The 18,587-nt window shown below is 72.5% G+C and carries 15 protein-coding genes and 1 pseudogene; 3 read left to right on the top strand and 13 right to left on the bottom strand.

Annotation, left to right across the window (positions count from 1 at the left end; genetic code table 11):
* Window positions 1–45: 45 nt before the first annotated feature.
* Window positions 46–678: a hypothetical protein gene (locus tag IFT73_RS17360; RefSeq protein ID WP_056604944.1), complete on the bottom strand. Its 633-nt coding sequence runs from the start codon at window positions 676–678 to the stop codon at window positions 46–48.
* 91 nt (window positions 679–769) lie between these two features.
* Window positions 770–1,405, bottom strand: a complete 636-nt coding sequence (locus tag IFT73_RS17355; RefSeq protein ID WP_192168702.1) for a hypothetical protein — start codon at window positions 1,403–1,405, stop codon at window positions 770–772.
* A 304-nt stretch (window positions 1,406–1,709) separates the two neighbouring features.
* On the opposite strand from IFT73_RS17355, the gene IFT73_RS17350 reads away from it, so the two are divergent.
* From IFT73_RS17350 to IFT73_RS17340, 3 genes are all read left to right on the top strand, one after another.
* Window positions 1,710–2,819, top strand: a complete 1,110-nt coding sequence (locus tag IFT73_RS17350) for a hypothetical protein (RefSeq protein WP_192168701.1) — start codon at window positions 1,710–1,712, stop codon at window positions 2,817–2,819.
* Between the two features lie 137 nt (window positions 2,820–2,956).
* Window positions 2,957–4,219, top strand: a complete 1,263-nt coding sequence (locus IFT73_RS17345; RefSeq protein ID WP_192168700.1) for a helix-turn-helix domain-containing protein — start codon at window positions 2,957–2,959, stop codon at window positions 4,217–4,219.
* Entirely contained in the window at window positions 4,219–5,499 is a 1,281-nt protein-coding gene (locus IFT73_RS17340) for an HAD family hydrolase (protein WP_192168699.1), read from the top strand. The genes IFT73_RS17345 and IFT73_RS17340 overlap by 1 nt, the downstream gene beginning before the upstream one ends.
* Window positions 5,500–5,506: 7 nt before the next feature.
* On the opposite strand, the gene IFT73_RS17335 is transcribed toward IFT73_RS17340, so the two are convergent.
* The 11 genes and pseudogenes from IFT73_RS17335 to IFT73_RS17290 form a co-directional block, all read right to left on the bottom strand.
* Complete coding sequence (locus IFT73_RS17335; protein WP_056604930.1) at window positions 5,507–6,538, bottom strand: aspartate-semialdehyde dehydrogenase; 1,032 nt, start codon at window positions 6,536–6,538, stop codon at window positions 5,507–5,509.
* The gene (locus tag IFT73_RS17330; protein WP_056604927.1) at window positions 6,535–7,815 is read right to left on the bottom strand and encodes an aspartate kinase; all 1,281 of its coding nucleotides are present in this window, start codon (window positions 7,813–7,815) and stop codon (window positions 6,535–6,537) included. Before IFT73_RS17330 ends, IFT73_RS17335 begins: the two co-directional genes overlap by 4 nt.
* 93 nt (window positions 7,816–7,908) lie before the next feature.
* Window positions 7,909–9,027 carry a S1 family peptidase gene (locus IFT73_RS17325; RefSeq protein ID WP_192168698.1) on the bottom strand — a complete coding sequence of 373 codons (1,119 nt, stop codon included), beginning with the start codon at window positions 9,025–9,027 and terminating at the stop codon, window positions 7,909–7,911.
* A 90-nt stretch (window positions 9,028–9,117) separates the two neighbouring features.
* Window positions 9,118–10,110 carry a LysR family transcriptional regulator gene (locus IFT73_RS17320; protein WP_192168697.1) on the bottom strand — a complete coding sequence of 331 codons (993 nt, stop codon included), beginning with the start codon at window positions 10,108–10,110 and terminating at the stop codon, window positions 9,118–9,120.
* Window positions 10,111–10,185: 75 nt separating this feature from the next.
* Window positions 10,186–10,620 carry a hypothetical protein gene (locus IFT73_RS17315; RefSeq protein WP_157432441.1) on the bottom strand — a complete coding sequence of 145 codons (435 nt, stop codon included), beginning with the start codon at window positions 10,618–10,620 and terminating at the stop codon, window positions 10,186–10,188.
* 81 nt (window positions 10,621–10,701) lie between these two features.
* The gene (gene recR / locus IFT73_RS17310) at window positions 10,702–11,298 is read right to left on the bottom strand and encodes a recombination mediator RecR (RefSeq protein ID WP_056604915.1); all 597 of its coding nucleotides are present in this window, start codon (window positions 11,296–11,298) and stop codon (window positions 10,702–10,704) included.
* A 60-nt stretch (window positions 11,299–11,358) separates the two neighbouring features.
* Complete coding sequence (locus IFT73_RS17305) at window positions 11,359–11,958, bottom strand: TetR/AcrR family transcriptional regulator (protein ID WP_371811320.1); 600 nt, start codon at window positions 11,956–11,958, stop codon at window positions 11,359–11,361.
* A gap of 5 nt (window positions 11,959–11,963) precedes the next feature.
* A complete protein-coding gene (locus IFT73_RS17300; protein WP_192168696.1) occupies window positions 11,964–13,766 on the bottom strand; it encodes an amidohydrolase family protein in 1,803 nt (600 codons plus the stop codon).
* A gap of 157 nt (window positions 13,767–13,923) precedes the next feature.
* Window positions 13,924–14,496 (bottom strand): aminodeoxychorismate/anthranilate synthase component II, encoded by a 573-nt coding sequence (locus IFT73_RS19700; RefSeq protein WP_371811321.1) that lies wholly within the window; start codon window positions 14,494–14,496, stop codon window positions 13,924–13,926.
* A 147-nt stretch (window positions 14,497–14,643) separates the two neighbouring features.
* Window positions 14,644–16,608, bottom strand: a pseudogene (locus IFT73_RS17295) (aminodeoxychorismate synthase component I); the annotation flags it as partial.
* On the bottom strand, window positions 16,586–18,556 hold the full coding sequence (locus tag IFT73_RS17290) for a DNA polymerase III subunit gamma and tau (RefSeq protein WP_192168694.1): 1,971 nt from the start codon (window positions 18,554–18,556) through the stop codon (window positions 16,586–16,588). The pseudogene IFT73_RS17295 and the gene IFT73_RS17290, both read right to left, overlap by 23 nt.
* Window positions 18,557–18,587 lie beyond the last annotated feature (31 nt).

Here is an 18,587-nt window from a genome sequence, read left to right as displayed (position 1 = left end):
CGGCCGGCTCGCGTCGCGAGCCGGCCGGGTCCGGGGGGGTGATGCCTACTCGACGACGACGCCGTTGCTGGCCTGGATGCTGACGGTGTTGCCGCCGCCGGGCACCAGCGCGTTGATGAGGCCCGTGTTGAGGCCGCAGTTCGCGAAGCTGCCGATCGTGTAGGTGCCGGTGAGGTTGCCGCCCGCGATGATGTCGAAGCCCTCGTCGGCAGGAGTGCCGACCGGGATGCTCACGGGTGCCGCGGTCTTGCAGTTGCTGCCGGTGAACGTCGGGAACCCGACGATCCTGATGTTCGACAGCTTGACGTAGTACGTCGCCGTCGCGTTGACCTTGGCCTGCGTCTGGGTCAGGTCGATGTGCCCCGTCACGGGACCGGCCGGGATGAAGTCGACGTTGGCCTTGACCGGCAGGAAGCCTGCCGCCTTGAACTCCGTCGACGTGCCGGGCAGCGGCAGCGAACCCGTGAAGTCGCCGGTGTCGATGTCGAGATCGGTCGTCAACGTCGTGGCCTTCAGCTCGACCGTCGACTTGGTCTTCTTGATGTAGCTGCTGCCGACGGCGTCGTGCTTGAGCGTGACGATCGTGGCGGCGTGCGCGGCGGCCATCGGGACGAGCCCGAGGGCGGACGCGGAGGCGACGACGGCGATGCGGCGGCGCCAGCCAGAGGTGGTGGTCATGTGGTTCTCCTGGATCGAGTGAGGTCGGTGCGGGCGACGCCCGGGCGGGAGCGGAAGGAGGTCCGCTCCCGCCCGGGACGCCGGGGGTGCGTCAGCTGACGTTGATCGCGCCGTCGGCGGAGGCGACGTTGAAGACGCCGCTGAAGTTGGCGTTCTGACCGTTGACGACCTGGCCGAGGCAGCCGGTCACGTTCGACACCTTGAGGTTGCCGGTGAAGCCGGTCTCGGAGACCGTGAGCTTCTGGGCGGCCTCGTCGAAGGAGCCGTCGGCCTTGCCCGTCACGGTGAACCGGCAGACCGCGTTGCTCACGGTGGCCGTGATGTTGTCGACGTGACCGGCGACGACATCGGTGGCGCCCAAGGTCGCGGCGCCCGTGCCGTGCAGCTTCCACGAGCCCACCGTCGTGACCGTCAGCGATCCACCCGGGCCCGTGCAGCCGGAGAAGTTGATCTTGTTGATCGACGCGATGTCGGTGATGCCGGTCCCGCTCGCGACGGTCGACACCGGCGACGCCGGGACGGCCGCGCTGGAACATCCCATCGTCAGCGTCGGCACGGCGAAGGACAGCGTGCCGGACGACGCCGCGGTGATGGCGTGGGTGCCGGCCGCCGAGCTGCCACCGACCGCCACGGTGTAGGCGCTGCCGGTCGCGAGGGCAGGGCCGGCGACGGCGACGCCGGCCAGGGCGAGGGCCGCGGTACCGATGGCTGCGTGCTTGATCTTCATCTGGTGCTCCACTTCTGTGCTGTGCGTTGGAGTGACGGGCGTCACGACGTCATTACGCCCACGCACGGACCGGCCCCGGCAAGGGACGCCGTCGAAAAATCCTCGAAACGAACGAAAACTTGTCACGTGCGTGACAAGTCAGGCATCGAGGGTGCTACGCATGAGGATCACGGCGGGTCCGCGGCACCGTCTCGGCGGTCGACGGTCCAGAGATTTGTCATGCGCGTGACAAGTTGTGCCCCGATCGACGGCAAAGTCGCCGCACGCCGTTGACGCGACAGGCGGCCACTGAGAGCGTGCCTGCATGACACGTCGTTCCCGTCCCGTGCGCCTGGCCGTCGTGGTGGGCCTGGCACTCGCCGGGCTCACCGCGCTGCCGTCGTCGTCGGTCGCGGACGGCCAGCGCGAGGGTCGCTATCCCGGCCTGCCGTACGTCGAGTGCATCGACTACTCGGGCAACAACTGCAGCCTCGGCCCCGACACGGCCAACGACTACGGATGGCTGAACACGGCGCAGAACGGGCTGGCCGGCTCGCCGGCTGCGAAGCAGTGGATCAGCATCCCCACGACGGTCCTGGCCGTGAACGCGACGTTCGACATCCAGATCGTCGACCCGCCGCCGGGATTCACGTTCGACCAGCTCAGTCCGGCGTACAGCCGGGCCTTCTTCGTCTCTCCCACGGTGTCCGACGACACCTACGGAGACACCGTCCCCATCGTGGTCCGCACCGTGGCGTTCGGGTCGATCCCCGTCGAGGTGACGCTCCAGGTCAGCCAGCGCCGGACGGCCGAGGACCTGCCGATCCCCATCCAGCTCAACACGTTGGACGAGAGGAAGGACCTGGAGGGCGGGGGGTTCACCGAGATCGTCCACCCCACGTCGATCGAGGACACGCTCAACGTCCGCATCCGCAAGGTCGTCGTCGACGGTGTCGACACCCAGCTGGACGGCACCTGCGAGACCGGCCCGACCGCTGCCATCAGCGCCGCGAGTGGACGGTTCGAACGCACCACTCCGCCCGACTGGACGCCGCCTGAAGGATCTGAGGGGGCAGCCAGCGTGCTGCAGCTCGAGTACGACCCGGCCGAGGCGATGAGCGCCCTGCTGGGTGGCACCCTGCGCGGGACGCTCGACATACCGTCGTTCCGCCACTGCACCACGAAGACGGGTGACGATCTCTCGCCCCTCCTCACCTCGGCCGTGTCAGGCCCCGACAATCCCGTCGTGCTGCAGGTCGGCGCGCTCTCCTGCGCCGAGTACGACGACCAGGGCCGCAGCAGGCCGCCCGCCCCCGGCACCACCAGTGCCGACCTCCAGTGCTTCGACTTCTATCCGTTCAACCCCAAGATCAAGGCCAAGCCGGATCCGGCTCCCATCCCCGACCACGCGCCCGGTGAGCAACCGCCCGAGTAGTCGCCCCAGCTCGCTGGCGGGTGGGGTCTCCCTCCACCCGACCTCATCCGTCAGCGATCCACCCTTCTTCACCCCCTTCCCCCCGACGTCAGGACCGATACGATGCGCTCACGCAGCACAGGCCTTGAGGGGGGCTCATGGGAGACGTGGGAGCGTGGCACGAGTCATCTGTCGGCGACGTGACGGGTGGCTCGTCACCCGGTCGCCCGGTCACGGTCGAGGAGCACGCGAGGGCCCTGCGCCCCCTCGTGGCCGCCTTCGCCGCCGACGTCGCCGACCGCATCCAGACCGAGGTGCCGGCCTACGCGGGCCAGCCGGACGGGCGCCGGCGCGACATCATCGCCCACGCCGTCGAGCAGGCGACCCACCGGTTCCTCGACACCCTCGACGGGCTGCCCCACCGTGACCGCGGCGTCGACGAGATGTTCCAGGCCATGGGCCGCGCCGAGGCGTCCGACTCCGGCGACCTCGCCGCGATGCGCGCGGCCCTGCGTCTGGCCGCGACCGTCACCTGGGACACCCTGCGCCGCGCCAACCCCGGTCAGCCCATGTCGGACGAGACGCGCGGCCGGCTCGCCGACGGCCTGTTCGGGTACATCGACCACCTCGTCGACCAGGCCGAGACGGGCTTCACCGCCGGCCGTCTGGCCATGCAGAACGACCGGGGCCAGGCGCGCGCCCGACTGGCCGACCAGCTGTTGACGGGACGTCGAGCCAGCCAGCTCGACGCCGTCGACCCCGCGGTCTGGACCCCGCCGGCATCGGTCGTCGTCGTCGTGTCCGAGCCCGACGCGCACCGCAGCGTCGACGTCGCCGAGCTCGCGTCGGAGCACCTCGCGGTGCGGCACGGCGAACGCGTCGTCGTCATCGTCGATGCGTGCCGCAAGGCCGACGTCGTCTCGACGTTCACCGACGCCGAGACACCCATCGCCGCGAGCTGGCCCGTGGCCCCACCCCTCATCCCGTCGGCCTACCGGTGGGCACGACGCGCGCTCGACCTCGTGCGGCGGGGTGTCATCCCGGCCCAGCCGGTCGTCCGGTGCCGTGACCACCGCACGCAGATCTGGTTGCACTCCGAGCCGGCGCTGCGTCAGCGGATGTGCCAGGACATGCTCAAGCCCCTGCTCGCCGAGACCCCCAACTCGCGCGAGATCCTCTCGCAGACCCTGCTGGTCTGGCTCGAGACCCGCGACAGCGCGCCGGCCATCGCGGCCCACCTCGGCGTCCACGCCCAGACCGTTCGCTACCGCTGGAAGCGCATCAACGAGCTGTTCGGCGACGACCTGCACGACCCGGAGTTCATCGTGCAGATCACGATGCTGCTCAAGGCCAGCGTGCCGCTGTGGCAGGCCGGCGACCAGAGCGACTTCGAGCGATTCCGCGAGGAGGAGAGCGCCTGATGGCTCGCGCGTCCCGTGCCCCGACGTGGTGGCTGGTCGGGCCCGACGTTCTGGTCGCCCTGACCGTGCTCGCCGCGGTCGCGTGGGCCGTGACGGCGCTGCTCGACGGACGGACGGCCGTCGCTGCTGCGCCGGCCGTGACGACGACGGCCCTGGCGGTCGTGGCGCTCGTGGTCAGGTCGCGCAGCGGGCTGCCGGCCCGGACCCCGGTGCTGCCGGTCTGGTTCGTCCCGGTCGTCCTGCTCGTGGCGGCCGGATCGGCGGTCGGCTGGGGTGCCGCCGACGGCACGACGGACGGCGTCGCGGTGGGTGCGGCGGCCCTCGTGACGGCCGGCCCGGCCGCGGCGGTGCTGGCGGTGCCGGTGGCGTTCCGCACGGGCACGGCCAGGGCCGAGCGAGCCGGCGTGCGCATCACCGACCTCTCCGCCGTCGAGGCCGCGCGCTCGGTCGACACCCTGGTGCTGGCCAAGGACGGCACCGTGACGACCGGCGACCTCACGGTCGTCTCGGTCGACCCCGTCGAGCCCGACCACGACCGCAACCTGCGGTGGTTCGCCGGGGCGCTCTCGAAGGCGTCCGACCACCGGGTCGAGCGGGCGGTCGCGACGCTCTCGGCGCGCGGCCGGCTGACCGGCGTCGAGGTCGTCGACGGCATGGGCGTGCGGGGCTCGGTCGACCGCCACCCCGTGCGGGTCGGCTCGCCGCAGTGGATCGGGTTCGAGGCCGAGCCGACGATCTGGACGACGGTCGGCGTCGAGGTCGACGGGCGGCGGCTGGGCAGCATCACGGTCGCCGACGACGTGCGGCCCGATCTCGCCCGCGACGTCGGGCGCCTCCGGGCCCTCGACGTCGAGCTCGTGCTGGTCTCCGGCGACACCTTCGAGCGCACGCGTCACGTGGCCGAGCTGGCCGGCATCGAGACCGTCCACGTCACGGGCGACGCCGGCGGGGTCGTGCGCGACCTCGTCTCCGCCGGCCGCGCCGTCGCCACGATCGGCCTGTCGGCCCGCGCAGGTGCCGCGCTCGCCGTGACGACGGGAGGTGTGCTCGGCGATGCTCCCACGATCGACGTCGACGACTGCTCGCCCGCGCGGGTCGCTGACGCCCTGACGATCGGACGCGCCACGGCGGCGCGCGTGAGGCGGGCGCGCACCGTCACCACGACGCTGGGCCTCGTGGGAGCCGCCGTCGGCGCGACCGGGCTGGCCGGCCCGGTCGTCGCCGTGGTCGCGGCCGTCGCGATCTACGCCGTCGCGGCGCTCGTCGCCACGGCGGCCTGACCGCCGGTCAGACCAGCAGCTCGGCGATCTGGATCGTGTTGAGCGCCGCGCCCTTGCGCAGGTTGTCGCCGCTGACGAACAGCACCAGACCGCGGTCGCCGTCGACCGACTGGTCCTGGCGGATGCGCCCGACCAGGCTCGGATCGGTGCCGGCCGCCTGCAGGGGCGTCGGCACGTCGACGAGCCGGACGCCGTCGGCCGTCCCGAGGATCTCGGTGGCCCGCTCGGCCGTGATCGCGGACGAGAACTCGGCGTTGATCGACAGCGAGTGTCCCGTGAACACCGGCACGCGCACGCACGTGCCCGACACCCGCAGATCGGGGATGTGCAGGATCTTGCGGCTCTCGTTGCGCAGCTTCTGCTCCTCGTCGGTCTCGAACGAGCCGTCGTCGACGACCGATCCGGCCATCGGCAGGACGTTGAACGCGATCGAGTCGACGTAGACCTGCGGCGCCGGGAACTCGAGGGCCGAGCCGTCGTAGGCCAGCTCGTCGGCCTTCTCGACGACGGCCCGCGCCTGCCCGTGCAGCTCGCGGACGCCGGCGATGCCCGAGCCCGACACGGCCTGGTAGCTGCTGACCACGAGCCGGACGAGGCCGGCCTCGTCGTGCAGCGGCTTGAGCACCGGCATCGCGGCCATCGTGGTGCAGTTGGGGTTGGCGATGATGCGACGGTGAGCGAGCGCGATGTCCTCGGGGTTGACCTCGCTGACGATCAGCGGGATCTCGGGGTCCTTGCGGAACGCCGAGGAGTTGTCGATGACCATCGCGCCGGCCTCGGCGAACCGGGGCACCTGCGCGCGCGACGTCGTGGCACCCGCCGAGAACAGGGCGATGTCGATGCCCGAGAGATCGGCGGTGTCGGCGTCCTCGATGACGACGTCCTCGCCGCGGAACGACAGGGTCCTGCCGGCCGAGCGCGGCGACGCGAAGAAGCGCACCCGGTCGGCCGGGAAGTCGCGCTCGGCGAGGATGCTGCGCATCGCGACGCCGACCTGGCCGGTGGCGCCGACCACGGCGAGGGTGGTGGATCGACTCATCGTCCGGTACCTCCGTAGACCACGGCCTCGACCTCGTCGGTGCCGAGGTCGAAGGCGGTGTGGGCGGCGTTGACGGCCGCGTCGACCTGGCTCTCGGTGACGACCACCGAGATGCGGATCTCGGACGTCGAGATCATCTCGATGTTGATGCCGGCGTCGGCGAGCGCGCGGAAGAACTTCGCCGTGATGCCGGGCTCGGAGCGCATGCCGGCGCCGACGATCGAGACCTTGCCGACGCTGTCGTCATACTGCAGGCGCTCGTAGCCGACCTCGTCCTTGAGGCGCGCCAGCGCGGTCATGGCGGTCTGGCCGTCGGCCCGCGGCAGGGTGAACGAGATGTCGGTCAGGTTCGTCGCGGCGGCCGAGACGTTCTGGACGACCATGTCGATGTTGATCTGCGCGTCGGCCAGCGCCTGCAGGATCGCCGCGGCGAAACCGACCTTGTCGGGCACGCCGACGACGGTGATCTTGGACTCGCTGCGGTCGTGCGCGACGCCGCTGATGATTGCTTGCTCCATGGGCTGGCCTTCCAAGGTGACGTCTTCACTGCGCACGACCCAGGTGCCGACCTTGTCGGAGAAGGACGAGCGGACGTGGATGGGCATGTCGTTGCGGCGGGCGTACTCGACGCACCGCAGGTGCAGGATCTTCGCGCCGTTGGCGGCCATCTCGAGCATCTCCTCGTACGAGATGCGCGGGATCTGACGGGCGGACGGCACGATGCGCGGATCGGCGGTGAAGATGCCGTCGACGTCGGTGTAGATCTCGCAGACGTCGGCGTCCAGGGCCGCCGCGAGCGCGACGGCGGTCGTGTCGGAGCCGCCGCGACCGAGCGTGGTGATGTCCTTCGTGGTCTGCGAGACGCCCTGGAAGCCCGCGACGATCGCGATGGCCCCCTCGGACAGCGCGTCCTCGATGCGCCCGGGCGTGACGTCGATGATCTTGGCGCGACCGTGCTCGGAGTCGGTGATGACGCCGGCCTGCGAGCCCGTGAAGGAGCGCGCCTCCTGGCCGAGGTTGCCGATCGCCATCGCCAGCACCGCCATGCTGATGCGCTCGCCGGCGGTCAGCAGCATGTCGAGCTCGCGCGCGGGCGGCAGCGGCGAGACCTGGTTGGCGAGGTCGATGAGGTCGTCGGTCGTGTCGCCCATGGCCGAGACCACGACGACGACGTCGTGACCGGCCTTGCGGGTCGCGACGACTCGCTGGGCGACCCTCTTGACGCTGGTGGCGTCGGCGACCGAGGAGCCACCGTACTTCTGGACGACAATGCCCACGGTTCATCCCTACCTGTGGAGACGTACGGACGCGCGACGCTGCGCGACCGCAAGTCTAGCGGTCGCGCAGCGTCGTCTCGGAAGCCGTCCGGATCAGCTCGTGACCAGGCTCACCCCGTAGGCGTTGAGGATCTCGTTGACGGGCTGGAAGTACGTCGTGCCACCGCTGCTGCAGTTGCCCGAACCGCCCGACGTCACGCCCTGGGCCTGCGTGCCCGAGATGGCCGATCCGCCCGAGTCACCCGGCTCGGCACAGGCGCTGGTGCGGATGAGTCCCGTGATCGTGCCCTCGACGTACGTCACCGAGGCGTTGCGCGCCTGGATCGTGCCGCAGCGCCACCCCGTCGTCGACCCCGAGCGGCAGATCGACGAGCCGACCGGGGCGTCGGACGATCCCTGCACGCGCACCGTGCCGCCGGCGTAGTTGTTGACCGCACCGATCAGCGCCTGACCCGGCGTCTGCACGTAGGCGTAGTCGTTGCCCGGGAAGCTCGAGCCGGCGAACGTGCCGCTCGGCGAGCTCGTGGTGTCGCCGCGGCTGCCGCAGTGGCCGGCCGTCACGAATCCTCCGGTGACGGCGAAGCCGATCGAGCAGCGCGAGCCGCCGATGTAGTAGGCGTTGCCGCCCACGACGTCGAGCGGACGGGGCGCCTCCGACGTCACCTGGACCGTCACGGCACCGGCCGGCACGCCGGCCTTCCTCGCGAACGCCTCGGCGCGGCGCACGCCCGACTCGCGCGTCTGCACGACGACGGTGTTGGTCGTGACGTCGACGTACCAGCCCGGCACGGTGTCGGGCGCGCTGGCCTTGGCCGCGTCGAGCCTGGCCTGGTAGGCGGTCAGCTGCTGCTCGGACCGGGCGACCTGCCGCACCTCGGTGGACGACGACGACCGCATCGTCGATGCCGCGTCACCCGTCGCCCCGACCACGAGGCGGCCGCTCGCGGCATCGAACCAGGCGCCGCCGAAGCCCTGCCCGAGCTGTCGGCGCGCCTGCTCCTCGGCCTGCGCGGCCTGCTTCTCGTCCGTGAGCCGCGCCTCCACCTGCGATGCGCTGAGGCCGAGGTCGCGCTGCATCGCACCGGCCATCGACGTCCGGTCGACCTGCTGTCCGGCGTCCGGCTCGGACGCCACCGCCTGCTGCCCGAACACCGCGGCCGCCCCGGCCACGAGGGCTGCCGCCCCCGTCATCATCCGCACCCGTCGTTCCATGTCGTCCCCCTCTGTCGTCGTCCTGATCCCCCCCGAGGGGATGCCAGAAACCTAGTGCCGGGGACGGCGTGCGGGGACATACCAATCGCGTCATACCGTCGGCGTGATCGCCGCCGCCGGCAGCACGCCGAAGCCCGATCTGCCCCGCAACCACGAGGAGTACACGGGGCTCTCGGCGATCATCTCGGCGAAGGCGTCGGACGTCAGACGGACGATCTCGTCGGCGAACGGGGCCACGGCGGCGTCCGCGTGCCACCCGACGAGGTGGTTCCAGCGCAGCGGTGCGTCGGCCACCGGCACCGTCACGAGACCCGGGACCTCGCGCGTCGGCTGGCACAGCGCGACGGCCAGACCCGAGGCGACGAGGTCGATGCAGCTGGCCGCGTCGGCCTCGTAGAGCGTGCGCGGGGTGAAGCCCGCCCGGGCGCAGGCGGCCGCGAAGCAGCCCGTGAAGCAGCCGTCGACGGGGATCGCGGCCCAGTCCTCGTCGGCCAGGTCGGCCAGCGCGACCTCGTCGCGGCCGGCGAGGCGGTGGTGCTCCGGGAGCAGCACGAACACGGGGTCGGTCGTCACGGTGCGCCACGTCAGGCCGTGGCGGGTCGGCGGCGGGGCGTCGGCGCAGACACCGACGACCGCGACGTCGACGCGTCCGTCGACCACGCCCTCGGCGAGCTCGTCGCTCGACCACGAGGCGCGCGTCGACACGTGCACGTCGGGGTGCTCGAGCGCCAGCGAGCGGATCAGCCGGCCCAGCACGACGCTCGTGGAGGCCCCGAGGGTCAGGTGCGTCGGCGTGCCGGGGTCGCGCCCCTCGTGGCTGGCCAGGCGGGCGGCCTCCTCCTTGAGCCCCGACATCGCCGGCAGCATGACCCTGGCGCGCGCCAGCACGAGATCGCCCAGGGCCGTCGACCGGACGCCGCGGTGGTCGCGCTCGAACAGCGGACCGCCGAGCGACTTCTCGATGCGGCCGAGCTGGGCGCTCAGTGCGGGCTGGGCCAGGCCGAGGCTCGCGGCGGCCTTCGTGACGCTGCCCTCGTCGGCGAGGGCGCACACGACCTTGAGGTGCCGAAGCTCGAGCTCCATCGGCTCACGATACCGCGGGTATGCAGCCGGCCGGACGCCCGTCGCACCCGGCCGGCCGCCTCGCCGCGGCCCGCGTCAGCCGGTGATCTTGGCGGTGCAGGTCGTCGAGGCGTCGCCGAACAGCTGGGCGTCGGCCGGGTCGACACCGGACGGATCGGCGTCCGCGATGGCCTGCAGCGTCTGCGCCGACGCCGGCTCGTAGAGCTCGTCGACGAAGCACGTCACGACCTGCTTGACGATGTCGTCGGGCAGGTTGGCGCCAGCCGTGCCCGTGATGACCTTCGTGTAGCCCGCGATGACGTCGTCGCGGCTGGGCTTGCCCGCGGCGTCGCCACCGGAGTCGGCCGTCGGCTCGGGCGTCGTCGTCTCCGCCTCGGCCGTCGGCGCGGCCGACGAGGTCGGGTCGGACGCCGCGCTGTCGTCGTCGCTGCCACCGCAGGCGGCGAGCGTGCCGGTCAGCGACAGCGTGAGTGCCAGGGCGAGGCCGCCCATGCGTGAACGAGTCGTCATGTGATCCCCCGGATCCATTGGCGACTGCCTGTCAGCCGCCGGTGCCAGGACGCTACCAGAGCGTCCGGACGCGCCGCCCGCTCAACCGATCGTCGTGCGACCCTCGAACGCGCGACCCAGCGTGAGCTCGTCGGCGTACTCGAGGTCGCCGCCGACGGGCAGGCCGCTGGCGAGCTTGCTGACGCGCAGGCCGTACGGCGACAGCATGCGGATCAGGTACGTCGCGGTGGCCTCGCCCTCGAGGTTCGGGTCCGTCGCGATGATGACCTCGGTGACAGCGCCGTCCTGCAGGCGCTGCAGCAGCTCCTTGATGCGCAGCTGGTCGGGACCGACGCCCGCGATCGGCGAGATCGCCCCGCCCAGCACGTGGTAGCGGCCGCGGAACTCGCGGGTGCGCTCGATCGCGATGACGTCCTTGGACTCCTCGACGACGCACAGGACGCTCAGGTCGCGGCGCGGGTCGGCGCAGATGCGGCACTCGGCGTCGACCGTGACGTTGCCGCAGATCGAGCAGAAGTGCACCTTCGACTTGACCTCGACGAGCGTCGCGGCGAAGCGCCGGACGTCCTCGGGATCGGCGTCGAGCAGGTGGAAGGCGATCCGCTGCGCGCTCTTGGGACCAATGCCGGGCAGCTGCCCGAGCTCATCGATCAGATCCTGGATCACGCCGTCATACACAGGGATCAACCTATGCCGTCGGTCCCAGCACCGGCGCCCCGACTCGCCTGCGGCGGTCGCTCAGTAGAGGGGGTGACCCTGCAGGATGCGGACGAGCTGGTCGACGCGGACGTCCTCCTGCTCGGGGTGCGGCAGCAGCGACGCCATCAGCGCCTCGCCGTCGAGCAGGTGGACGATGCCGAGCACGATCGTGTCGAGCTCGAGGGGGGTCATGCGGCCGGCGATCGGCAGCGCGCGCCCCAGGGCCAGGATCTCGCCGTGGTACCGCTCGGCCAGCGGCTCGAGCACCGTCCGCAGCTCGTCGTCGGCGCGGGCCGCGACGACCAGCTCGTACCAGGCAGCGTTGATCGGGGCACGCGTCGCGCGGCGCAGACGGCGCACCACCTCGGCGAGATCGATGTCGTCCAGCGACTCGAGGCCCTCGCCGAAGTCGACCAGCTGACGGGCCCGCACGCGGTCGGCCGCGGCCAGGATGACGTCGAGGCGCGAGCCGAAGTGCCGGAACAGGCCACCCTGCGAGACCCCCGCACGTCGCGCGATCTCGGCCGTCGTGGTGCGGGCGTAGCCGACGTCGCCGAGCGCCTCGACCGCCGCGTCGACGACGGCCGTCATGGTGCCCTCCCGGCGCTCGCTCTGCGTTCGTCGGGCGGGCGCGGTCACGGCCCCTACTGTGCCACCACCGCTTCGGCGCGACGCACGGGCGCGACGGTGCCCCGCGGCTCGCCCGCCCGCAGGAAGCGTCCGGTGCCGAGGGTCGTGCCGTACCCCTCGACGAACTCGCCGCGCTCGAACACCACCTCGCCCGAGACGATCGTGGCCGTCACGGCGTCGTCGTTGCGGTTGACCATCCGGCTCATGTCGCCGAACGCGGGCATCAGCGCCTCGTGGTAGCCGTCGACCTCGTCGCTCAGCCCCGCCGGGTCGACGACCACGACGTCGGCCCGGTCGCCGACGCGGATGCGTCCCGCGTCGATCCCGTAGAAGTCGCCGAGCTCGCCGGTCAGCTTGAAGACCGCCTTCTCGACCGACATGAACGGCCGCCGCGTCGACTGCGCCTGGTTCACGCGGTTGAGCAGGCGGATGCCGAAGTTGTAGAACGCCATGTTGCGCAAGTGGGCGCCGGCGTCCGAGAACCCGATCGTGATGCCGTAGCGGTTGATCAGCTGGTCCTGGACCTTCGGACGGGCGTTGGCGATGTTGGTCTTCCAGCGCAGCCGCGTGCCGTGCTCGACCACGAGGTCGAGGTAGCAGTCGACGGGGTGCAGGCCGCGGTCGCGGGCGACCTGCCCGATCATCAGGCCGACCAGCTCGGCGTCGGGGCACTCGGTGATCTCGGCGTCGTCGAAGTCGCGATGCCACACGCGCGGCGAGAAGCGGCGGTCGAAGTCGCGCCGGAACCAGCGGCGGTACGCCTCGTCGCTCAGCAGCTCGTTGCGCCCCATCTCCTCGCGCAGGTGCAGCGCCTCGCGTCCCGACCCGAACTCCTCGAACACGACCAGGTCGATGCCGTCGGCCCACACGCGGAACGTCGTCGGCAGGTGCTGCCACGTGAAGCGTCCGCCGCCCAGCTTGTTGGCGATCATCGCGAGCGGGGCGAAGATGCGCTGCACCCACGGCTCGGCCTTGGTGTCGGCGGCCGCGAGCAGCGACACCTTGAGCGGCTTGCGGACGCGGCCCATCGCGGTCGTCAGGTAGAACGCGATGTCGTACTTCTTGTTCAGGTTCGGGACGCCCTGCAGCACGCGGTCGCGCCGGCGGAGCACGCGGCTGAGACCGCGGAACTCCTTCCAGCTCGAGTACGTCGACGGCAGCGAGCGCGAGCGGTAGCGGTCGCCGTCGAGCTTGTCCCACGGGTTGGTCATGGTCGAGATGCCGAGGAAGCCGGCGTCGAGGGCGTCCTCGAGGCGGCGCTCGATCTCGGCCTGCTCGCTGCGCGAGGCCTTCTGCGCCGGGTCGGTCGACCGGCCCATGCCCATGACGCTGGCCCGGACGTCGGAGTGCCCGAGGAACGAGGCGACGTGCGGGCCGAGCGGCAGGCGCTCGAGCGCGTCGACCCAGCCCTGCGGCGTCGACCACGTCTTGGCGTCCTCGAGGGCGCCGAGGACGTGCGTGCGCGGCAGCGCCTCGACGCGGCTGAACAGGTCGGCGATGTCGAGCGGGGACGAGTAGACCGTCGAGAGCGAGCAGTTGCCGACGAGCACCGTCGTGACGCCGTGGCGGACGGACTCGTTGAGGCCCGGTGCGACCTGCACCTCGGCGTCGTAGTGGGTGTGCGCGTCGACGAAGCCGGGCATGACCCACTGGCCCGTCGCGTCGACGACCCGGGTGGCGGGGCCGGCCCGCAGTCGTCCGTCGGTGCTGACGGCGACGATGCGGCCGTCCATCACGCCGACGTCCGCCACGACGCCGGGCGCACCCGTGCCGTCGTAGTAGGTGCCGCCGCTGATGATGAGATCGAGCTCGTACATGTGGCCTCCGTCACATCGGGAGCCCAACATAGCGAGTGTTCACTCGCTATGTCTAGGGGTCGCGTCGTCGAGTGCTGGAAACCCGGCGCCGAGCGGTGCGTCGTGGTCGGACACGCCGTCCCAGAACGTCCACCCCGCACCACTCGGCGAGAGGGGGTCAGGTCGAGAGGAAGGTCTGGAGCAGGTCGTGGCCGCGGGGCGTCAGGATCGACTCGGGGTGCATCTGCACGCCCTCGACGGGGTGGGTGCGGTGCCGCAGCCCCATGACGACGCCCGAGGCCGTGTGCGCCGTCGCGAGCAGCTCGTCGGGCAGGGTCGCGGGGTCGACGACGAGCGAGTGGTACCGCGCGCACACCAGCGGCGACGGCAGGCCCGCGTAGACGCCGAGCCCGTCGTGGTGCACGAGCGAGGGCTTGCCGTGGACGACCTCGGGCGCCCGCACGACCGTCGCGCCGTAGACCTCCGCGATCGCCTGGTGGCCCAGGCACACCCCCAGCGTCGGCGTCGACGGCCCGAGCCGGCGGATCGCCTCGACGCTGATGCCCGCCTCGGACGGCGCACCCGGCCCCGGCGAGACGACCAGGTGGGTGAAGTCCCCCCGCTCGCGCGCCGCGACCAGCTCGTCGACCGACACGGCGTCGTTGCGGACGACCTCGGCGGCGCCACCGAGCTCGCCGACGTACTGCACGAGGTTGTAGACGAACGAGTCGTAGTTGTCGATGAACAGCACCCGCGCCCCCGTGGGCGGTGGGCCCGCGACCCGTCGCGGCGCCTGACGGGTCGCGGAGCCACCGCCCCAGCGGGCCCGCAGCTCGGCGCGCAGCCACGACGTCGTGCGGCCCGCGGGCCACGCACCGACGTCGGCGCACGACGTCACGGGCACGACACCGCGCAGCGCGTTGGTCACGAACACCTCGGTCGCCGAGGCCACGTCGGCGAGGGTCAGCCGGCGCTGCAGCACCGGCACGCCCGCCTCCCGCAGGATCTCGACCACCCGTTCGCGCGCCGTGCCCGGCAGGATGCGGCCGTCGACGGGCGGCGTCAGGACGGCGTCGTCGTGGACGACGAACAGGCTCGCCCGCGACGTCTCGAGCACCGAGCCGTCGGCGGCGACGAGCAGCAGGTCGTGGTCGGGCGGACCGTCGTGCTCGAGGGCCCGCCGGTCGGCCCACTTGTGCTGCCCCAGCCCGTCGGCCACCACGCGCGGCTCGAGCGTCCACGAGTCACCCGCGGGGTCGAGCAGGCAGGACGTCATCGTGACGTCGACGTCGATCGACGCCGCCGCGGCCCGTGGCACCGCGTCGATCCGCAGCCGGTGCGGGCCCCGCAGGGCCGCGGCCCGGCGGGCGACCGCCTCGTCGAGCCCGCCACGGACCGGACGCCCGTAGACCGCGCGCACGCTGGCGTCGAGGCGGGCCAGGTGGGCGTCGGGGTCGACGACCCTCCCGTCGAGCACGAGCAGCGTGTCGTACACGCCGAGTCGCTCGTCGGCCGCGACCGTGCGGGGCGCCTCGACGTCCGCGGCCGGCGCGGGCCCGGCATCGTCGGCATCGTCGGCGGTGTCGTCGGCGACGAGGTCGAGCACTCCCCCGATCGCCTCGACCAAGGGCCGCGCCTTGACGAGGCACTCGGCGTACTCGGCCGCGGGCGTCGAGTCGGCGACGACGCCCCCGCCCACGCCCAGCCACACGAGGTCGCGCGAGGCCGGGAACTCGAACGTCCGGATCACGACGTTGAGCTCGAGCCCCGCCCCGGGGCTGACGTGCCCGATCGCACCGGTGTACGCCTCGCGGCCCGTCGCCTCGAGCTCGTCGATGACCTGCATCGCCCGCACCTTGGGCGCCCCCGTCACCGAGCCCGGCGGGAACGTGGCCCGCAGGAGGTCGGAGTCGCGGACCCCCGGCTCGAGGTGGGCGACGACGTCGGAGACCAGGTGCCACACCGCGTGGCGCTCGGCCCGGACGGCCGACGGCACCCGCACCGAGCCCGGCACGCTGACGCGGCCGAGGTCGTTGCGCATCAGGTCGACGATCATGATGTTCTCGGCCCGGTCCTTGGCCGAGGCCACCAGCTCGTCGGGATCCGACCCGAGGGGCGCCGTGCCCTTGATCGGGGACGTCAGCACCTCGTCGCCCGTGCGGCGCAGGAACAGCTCGGGCGAGAAGCTCGCGAGGGCGCCGTCGGGGGCGTCGACGAAGGCCGCGTACGCGGGTCGCAGCCGCTCGACCCCGGCGCAGAAGACGTCGAGGGGGTCGCCCGAGAACGACGCCTCGAGCCGGGCGCAGAGATTGGCCTGGAAGATGTCGCCGGCCGCGACGTGGGCCAGCACGCGGCCGACCGCCGCCCGGTGCCCCGCGGGCGTCGGCGTCATCTCGAAGGAGCCGACGACGTGCGGCCGGGGCGACGGGTCGGGCCCGGCCAGCGCCCGCACGATGCGCTCGTCACGCTCGGGGTCGGACGTCAGCGACTCGAGCCACCACGCGCCGTCGCACCGGCGCAGCACGTGGTCGTAGAACGCCAGGCGGTGCTCGGGCTGGGGCTGCGGACGAGGGCCGGTGTCGCCGATCTGCTCGAGCCGCCGCCCGAGCCGGTACCCCCACGCGCCGATCCACCCGCCGCCGAAGCCCGCGCCGGCCGCCACGGGGTCGACGTCGATGCCGTCGAAGGGGTCGCCCTCCAGCACCTCGACGGGGTCGAAGGCGATCAACGCCTCGCCGTGGTGCCACGCACCCATCAGGGCGACGAGTCGCTCGCGCCCCCTGAACCGGCGCAGCACGTCGAGCGGGTCGGCCTGCAGGTCGAGGCGGCGACGCGCGATCTCAGTCGGTGCGCGTCTCGTCAATGACCTTCGCGCCCAGCTCGCGACTGAGCAGCGCCTCGGGGTCGAGCTCCTCGACCTGGACGACGGGGTCGTCGCGGTCGGCGGACGCGTCGGGGTCCTCGCGGGTCGCCGGCGAGTGCTGCTCGCTCATCGCCGCACGCACCGAGTCGGGCACCGCGACGGGCGGGCCGCTGCGGGTCGGCGCCGTCGGCGCGGGGGCGGCCGGCCGGCCGTGGTCGTCGTCGTGGTCGTCGGGGACACCGGGTCGTGCCCCGGGGTCGACGATCGCCTCGATGCGCCACGTCACGCCCAGCACCTCGTGCAGCGCGCGCTGCACGTAGTCGTCCGAGCCGCTGCTGAGGAAGGAGTCGCGGGCGCCGGTGTTGACCAGCGCGATCGTGAGGACCTGGCCGTCGAGCGCCATGACCTGGGCGTTCTGGCTCAGCATGATCCACGCGAAGCGGCGCATGTCGCGGATCTTGTCGAGGATCTCGGGCCACAGGCGCCGGACGTCGGAGATCGTGAGCTGGCCCGGCGCCGGGGCCGGCTCCGCGGCCGGCTCGGCGACGGGCGTCGGCTCGACCGGGGCGGGCTCGGCCCGCTCGGCCGCCGGGGCGGGCTCGACGGCCGGGGGCTCGTCGGCCGGTGCCGCCGGCGCCGGGGTGGGCTCGGCGGGCGCGGCCGGCTCGGCGGGGGCCTCGACGGCGGCGGGCGCCGGGGTCGGTGCCGCGACAGGCGCGGGTGCCGGGCTCGGGGCGGGGGCGGGGGCCGCGACGGCCGCCGGTGCGGGCGCGCCGCCGTCCACCCCGAGCCGCCGCTCGATCCGGTCGAGCCGGGCCTGGAAGCCCTGCGTGGAGTTGTCGGCGCCCGGCACCAGGATGCGCGCGCACATCAGCTCGAGCAGCAGCCGCGGCGCCGTCGCGCCGCGGAACTCCATCAGCGCGGCGTTGACGATGTCGGCGGCGCGGGTCAGCTCGGACGGGCCGAAGCCGTTCGACTGCGTCACGAGCCGCTCGGCACGGTCGCCCGGCACGTCGAGCAGGCCCTTGTCGAGCGCGTCGGGCACCGCCGCGACGATGACGAGGTCGCGCAGGCGCTGCAGGAGGTCCTCGGCGAAGCGGCGCGGGTCCTGGCCCGACTCGATGACCTTGTCGACGACGCCGAACACCGTCGACCCGTCGCTCGCCGCGAAGGCGTCGATGGCCTCGTCGAGCAGCGAGTCGGGGGTGTAGCCCAGCAGCTGCACCGCGAGGTCGTAGGTGACGCCGTCGGGCCCGGCGCCGCCGAGCAGCTGGTCGAGGACGCTGAGCGTGTCGCGCACCGATCCCTGGCCGGCACGCACGACGAGCGGCAGCGCGGTCGGTGCCAGCGCGACGCCCTCGGCGGCGCACAGCTGCAGCAGGTAGTCGCCCAGCGCCTTCGGCGGGACGAGCCGGAACGGGTAGTGGTGCGTGCGCGAGCGGATCGTGCCGATGACCTTGTCGGGCTCGGTCGTGGCGAAGATGAACTTCAGGTGCGGCGGCGGCTCCTCGACGAGCTTGAGCAGCGCGTTGAAGCCCTGCGGCGAGACCATGTGGGCCTCGTCGATGATGTAGACCTTGTAGCGGCTGCTGACGGGGGCGAAGAACGCCCGCTCGCGCAGGTCGCGGGCGTCGTCGACGCCACCATGGCTCGCCGCGTCGATCTCGATGACGTCGATGCTGCCGGGCCCGCCGCGCGCGAGGTCGCGGCAGCTCTGGCACTGCCCGCACGGATCGGAGATCGGCGCCTTCTCGCAGTTGAGCGCCCGGGCGAGGATGCGGGCGCTGGTGGTCTTGCCGCAGCCGCGCGGACCGGAGAACAGGTAGGCGTGATTGACCTTGTTGGCCGCCAGGGCGTGGCGCAGGGGGTCGGTGACGTGCTCCTGGCCGATCACCTCGGCGAACGTCTCGGGCCGGTAGCGGCGGTACAGCGCGAGGGGGGCATCCACACGTAGAGACTAGCCACCGCCCGCGACATCG

It is taken from the genome of Aeromicrobium sp. CFBP 8757 (assembly GCF_014841755.1).
Lineage (GTDB): Bacteria > Actinomycetota > Actinomycetes > Propionibacteriales > Nocardioidaceae > Aeromicrobium.
The sequence above is the reverse complement of the archived record's forward strand: the minus strand, read 5'-3'. Positions and strand labels throughout refer to the sequence as shown.

Coding starts and splice junctions, on each gene's coding strand:
- IFT73_RS17335 (WP_056604930.1), bottom strand. CDS start 6,538: ATGAGTCGATCCACCACCCTCGCCGTGGTCGGCGCCACCGGCCAGGTC.
- IFT73_RS17345 (WP_192168700.1), top strand. CDS start 2,957: ATGGGAGACGTGGGAGCGTGGCACGAGTCATCTGTCGGCGACGTGACG.
- IFT73_RS17320 (WP_192168697.1), bottom strand. CDS start 10,110: ATGGAGCTCGAGCTTCGGCACCTCAAGGTCGTGTGCGCCCTCGCCGAC.
- IFT73_RS17355 (WP_192168702.1), bottom strand. CDS start 1,405: ATGAAGATCAAGCACGCAGCCATCGGTACCGCGGCCCTCGCCCTGGCC.
- IFT73_RS17300 (WP_192168696.1), bottom strand. CDS start 13,766: ATGTACGAGCTCGATCTCATCATCAGCGGCGGCACCTACTACGACGGC.
- IFT73_RS17360 (WP_056604944.1), bottom strand. CDS start 678: ATGACCACCACCTCTGGCTGGCGCCGCCGCATCGCCGTCGTCGCCTCC.
- IFT73_RS17315 (WP_157432441.1), bottom strand. CDS start 10,620: ATGACGACTCGTTCACGCATGGGCGGCCTCGCCCTGGCACTCACGCTG.
- IFT73_RS17350 (WP_192168701.1), top strand. CDS start 1,710: ATGACACGTCGTTCCCGTCCCGTGCGCCTGGCCGTCGTGGTGGGCCTG.
- IFT73_RS17340 (WP_192168699.1), top strand. CDS start 4,219: ATGGCTCGCGCGTCCCGTGCCCCGACGTGGTGGCTGGTCGGGCCCGAC.
- IFT73_RS17325 (WP_192168698.1), bottom strand. CDS start 9,027: ATGGAACGACGGGTGCGGATGATGACGGGGGCGGCAGCCCTCGTGGCC.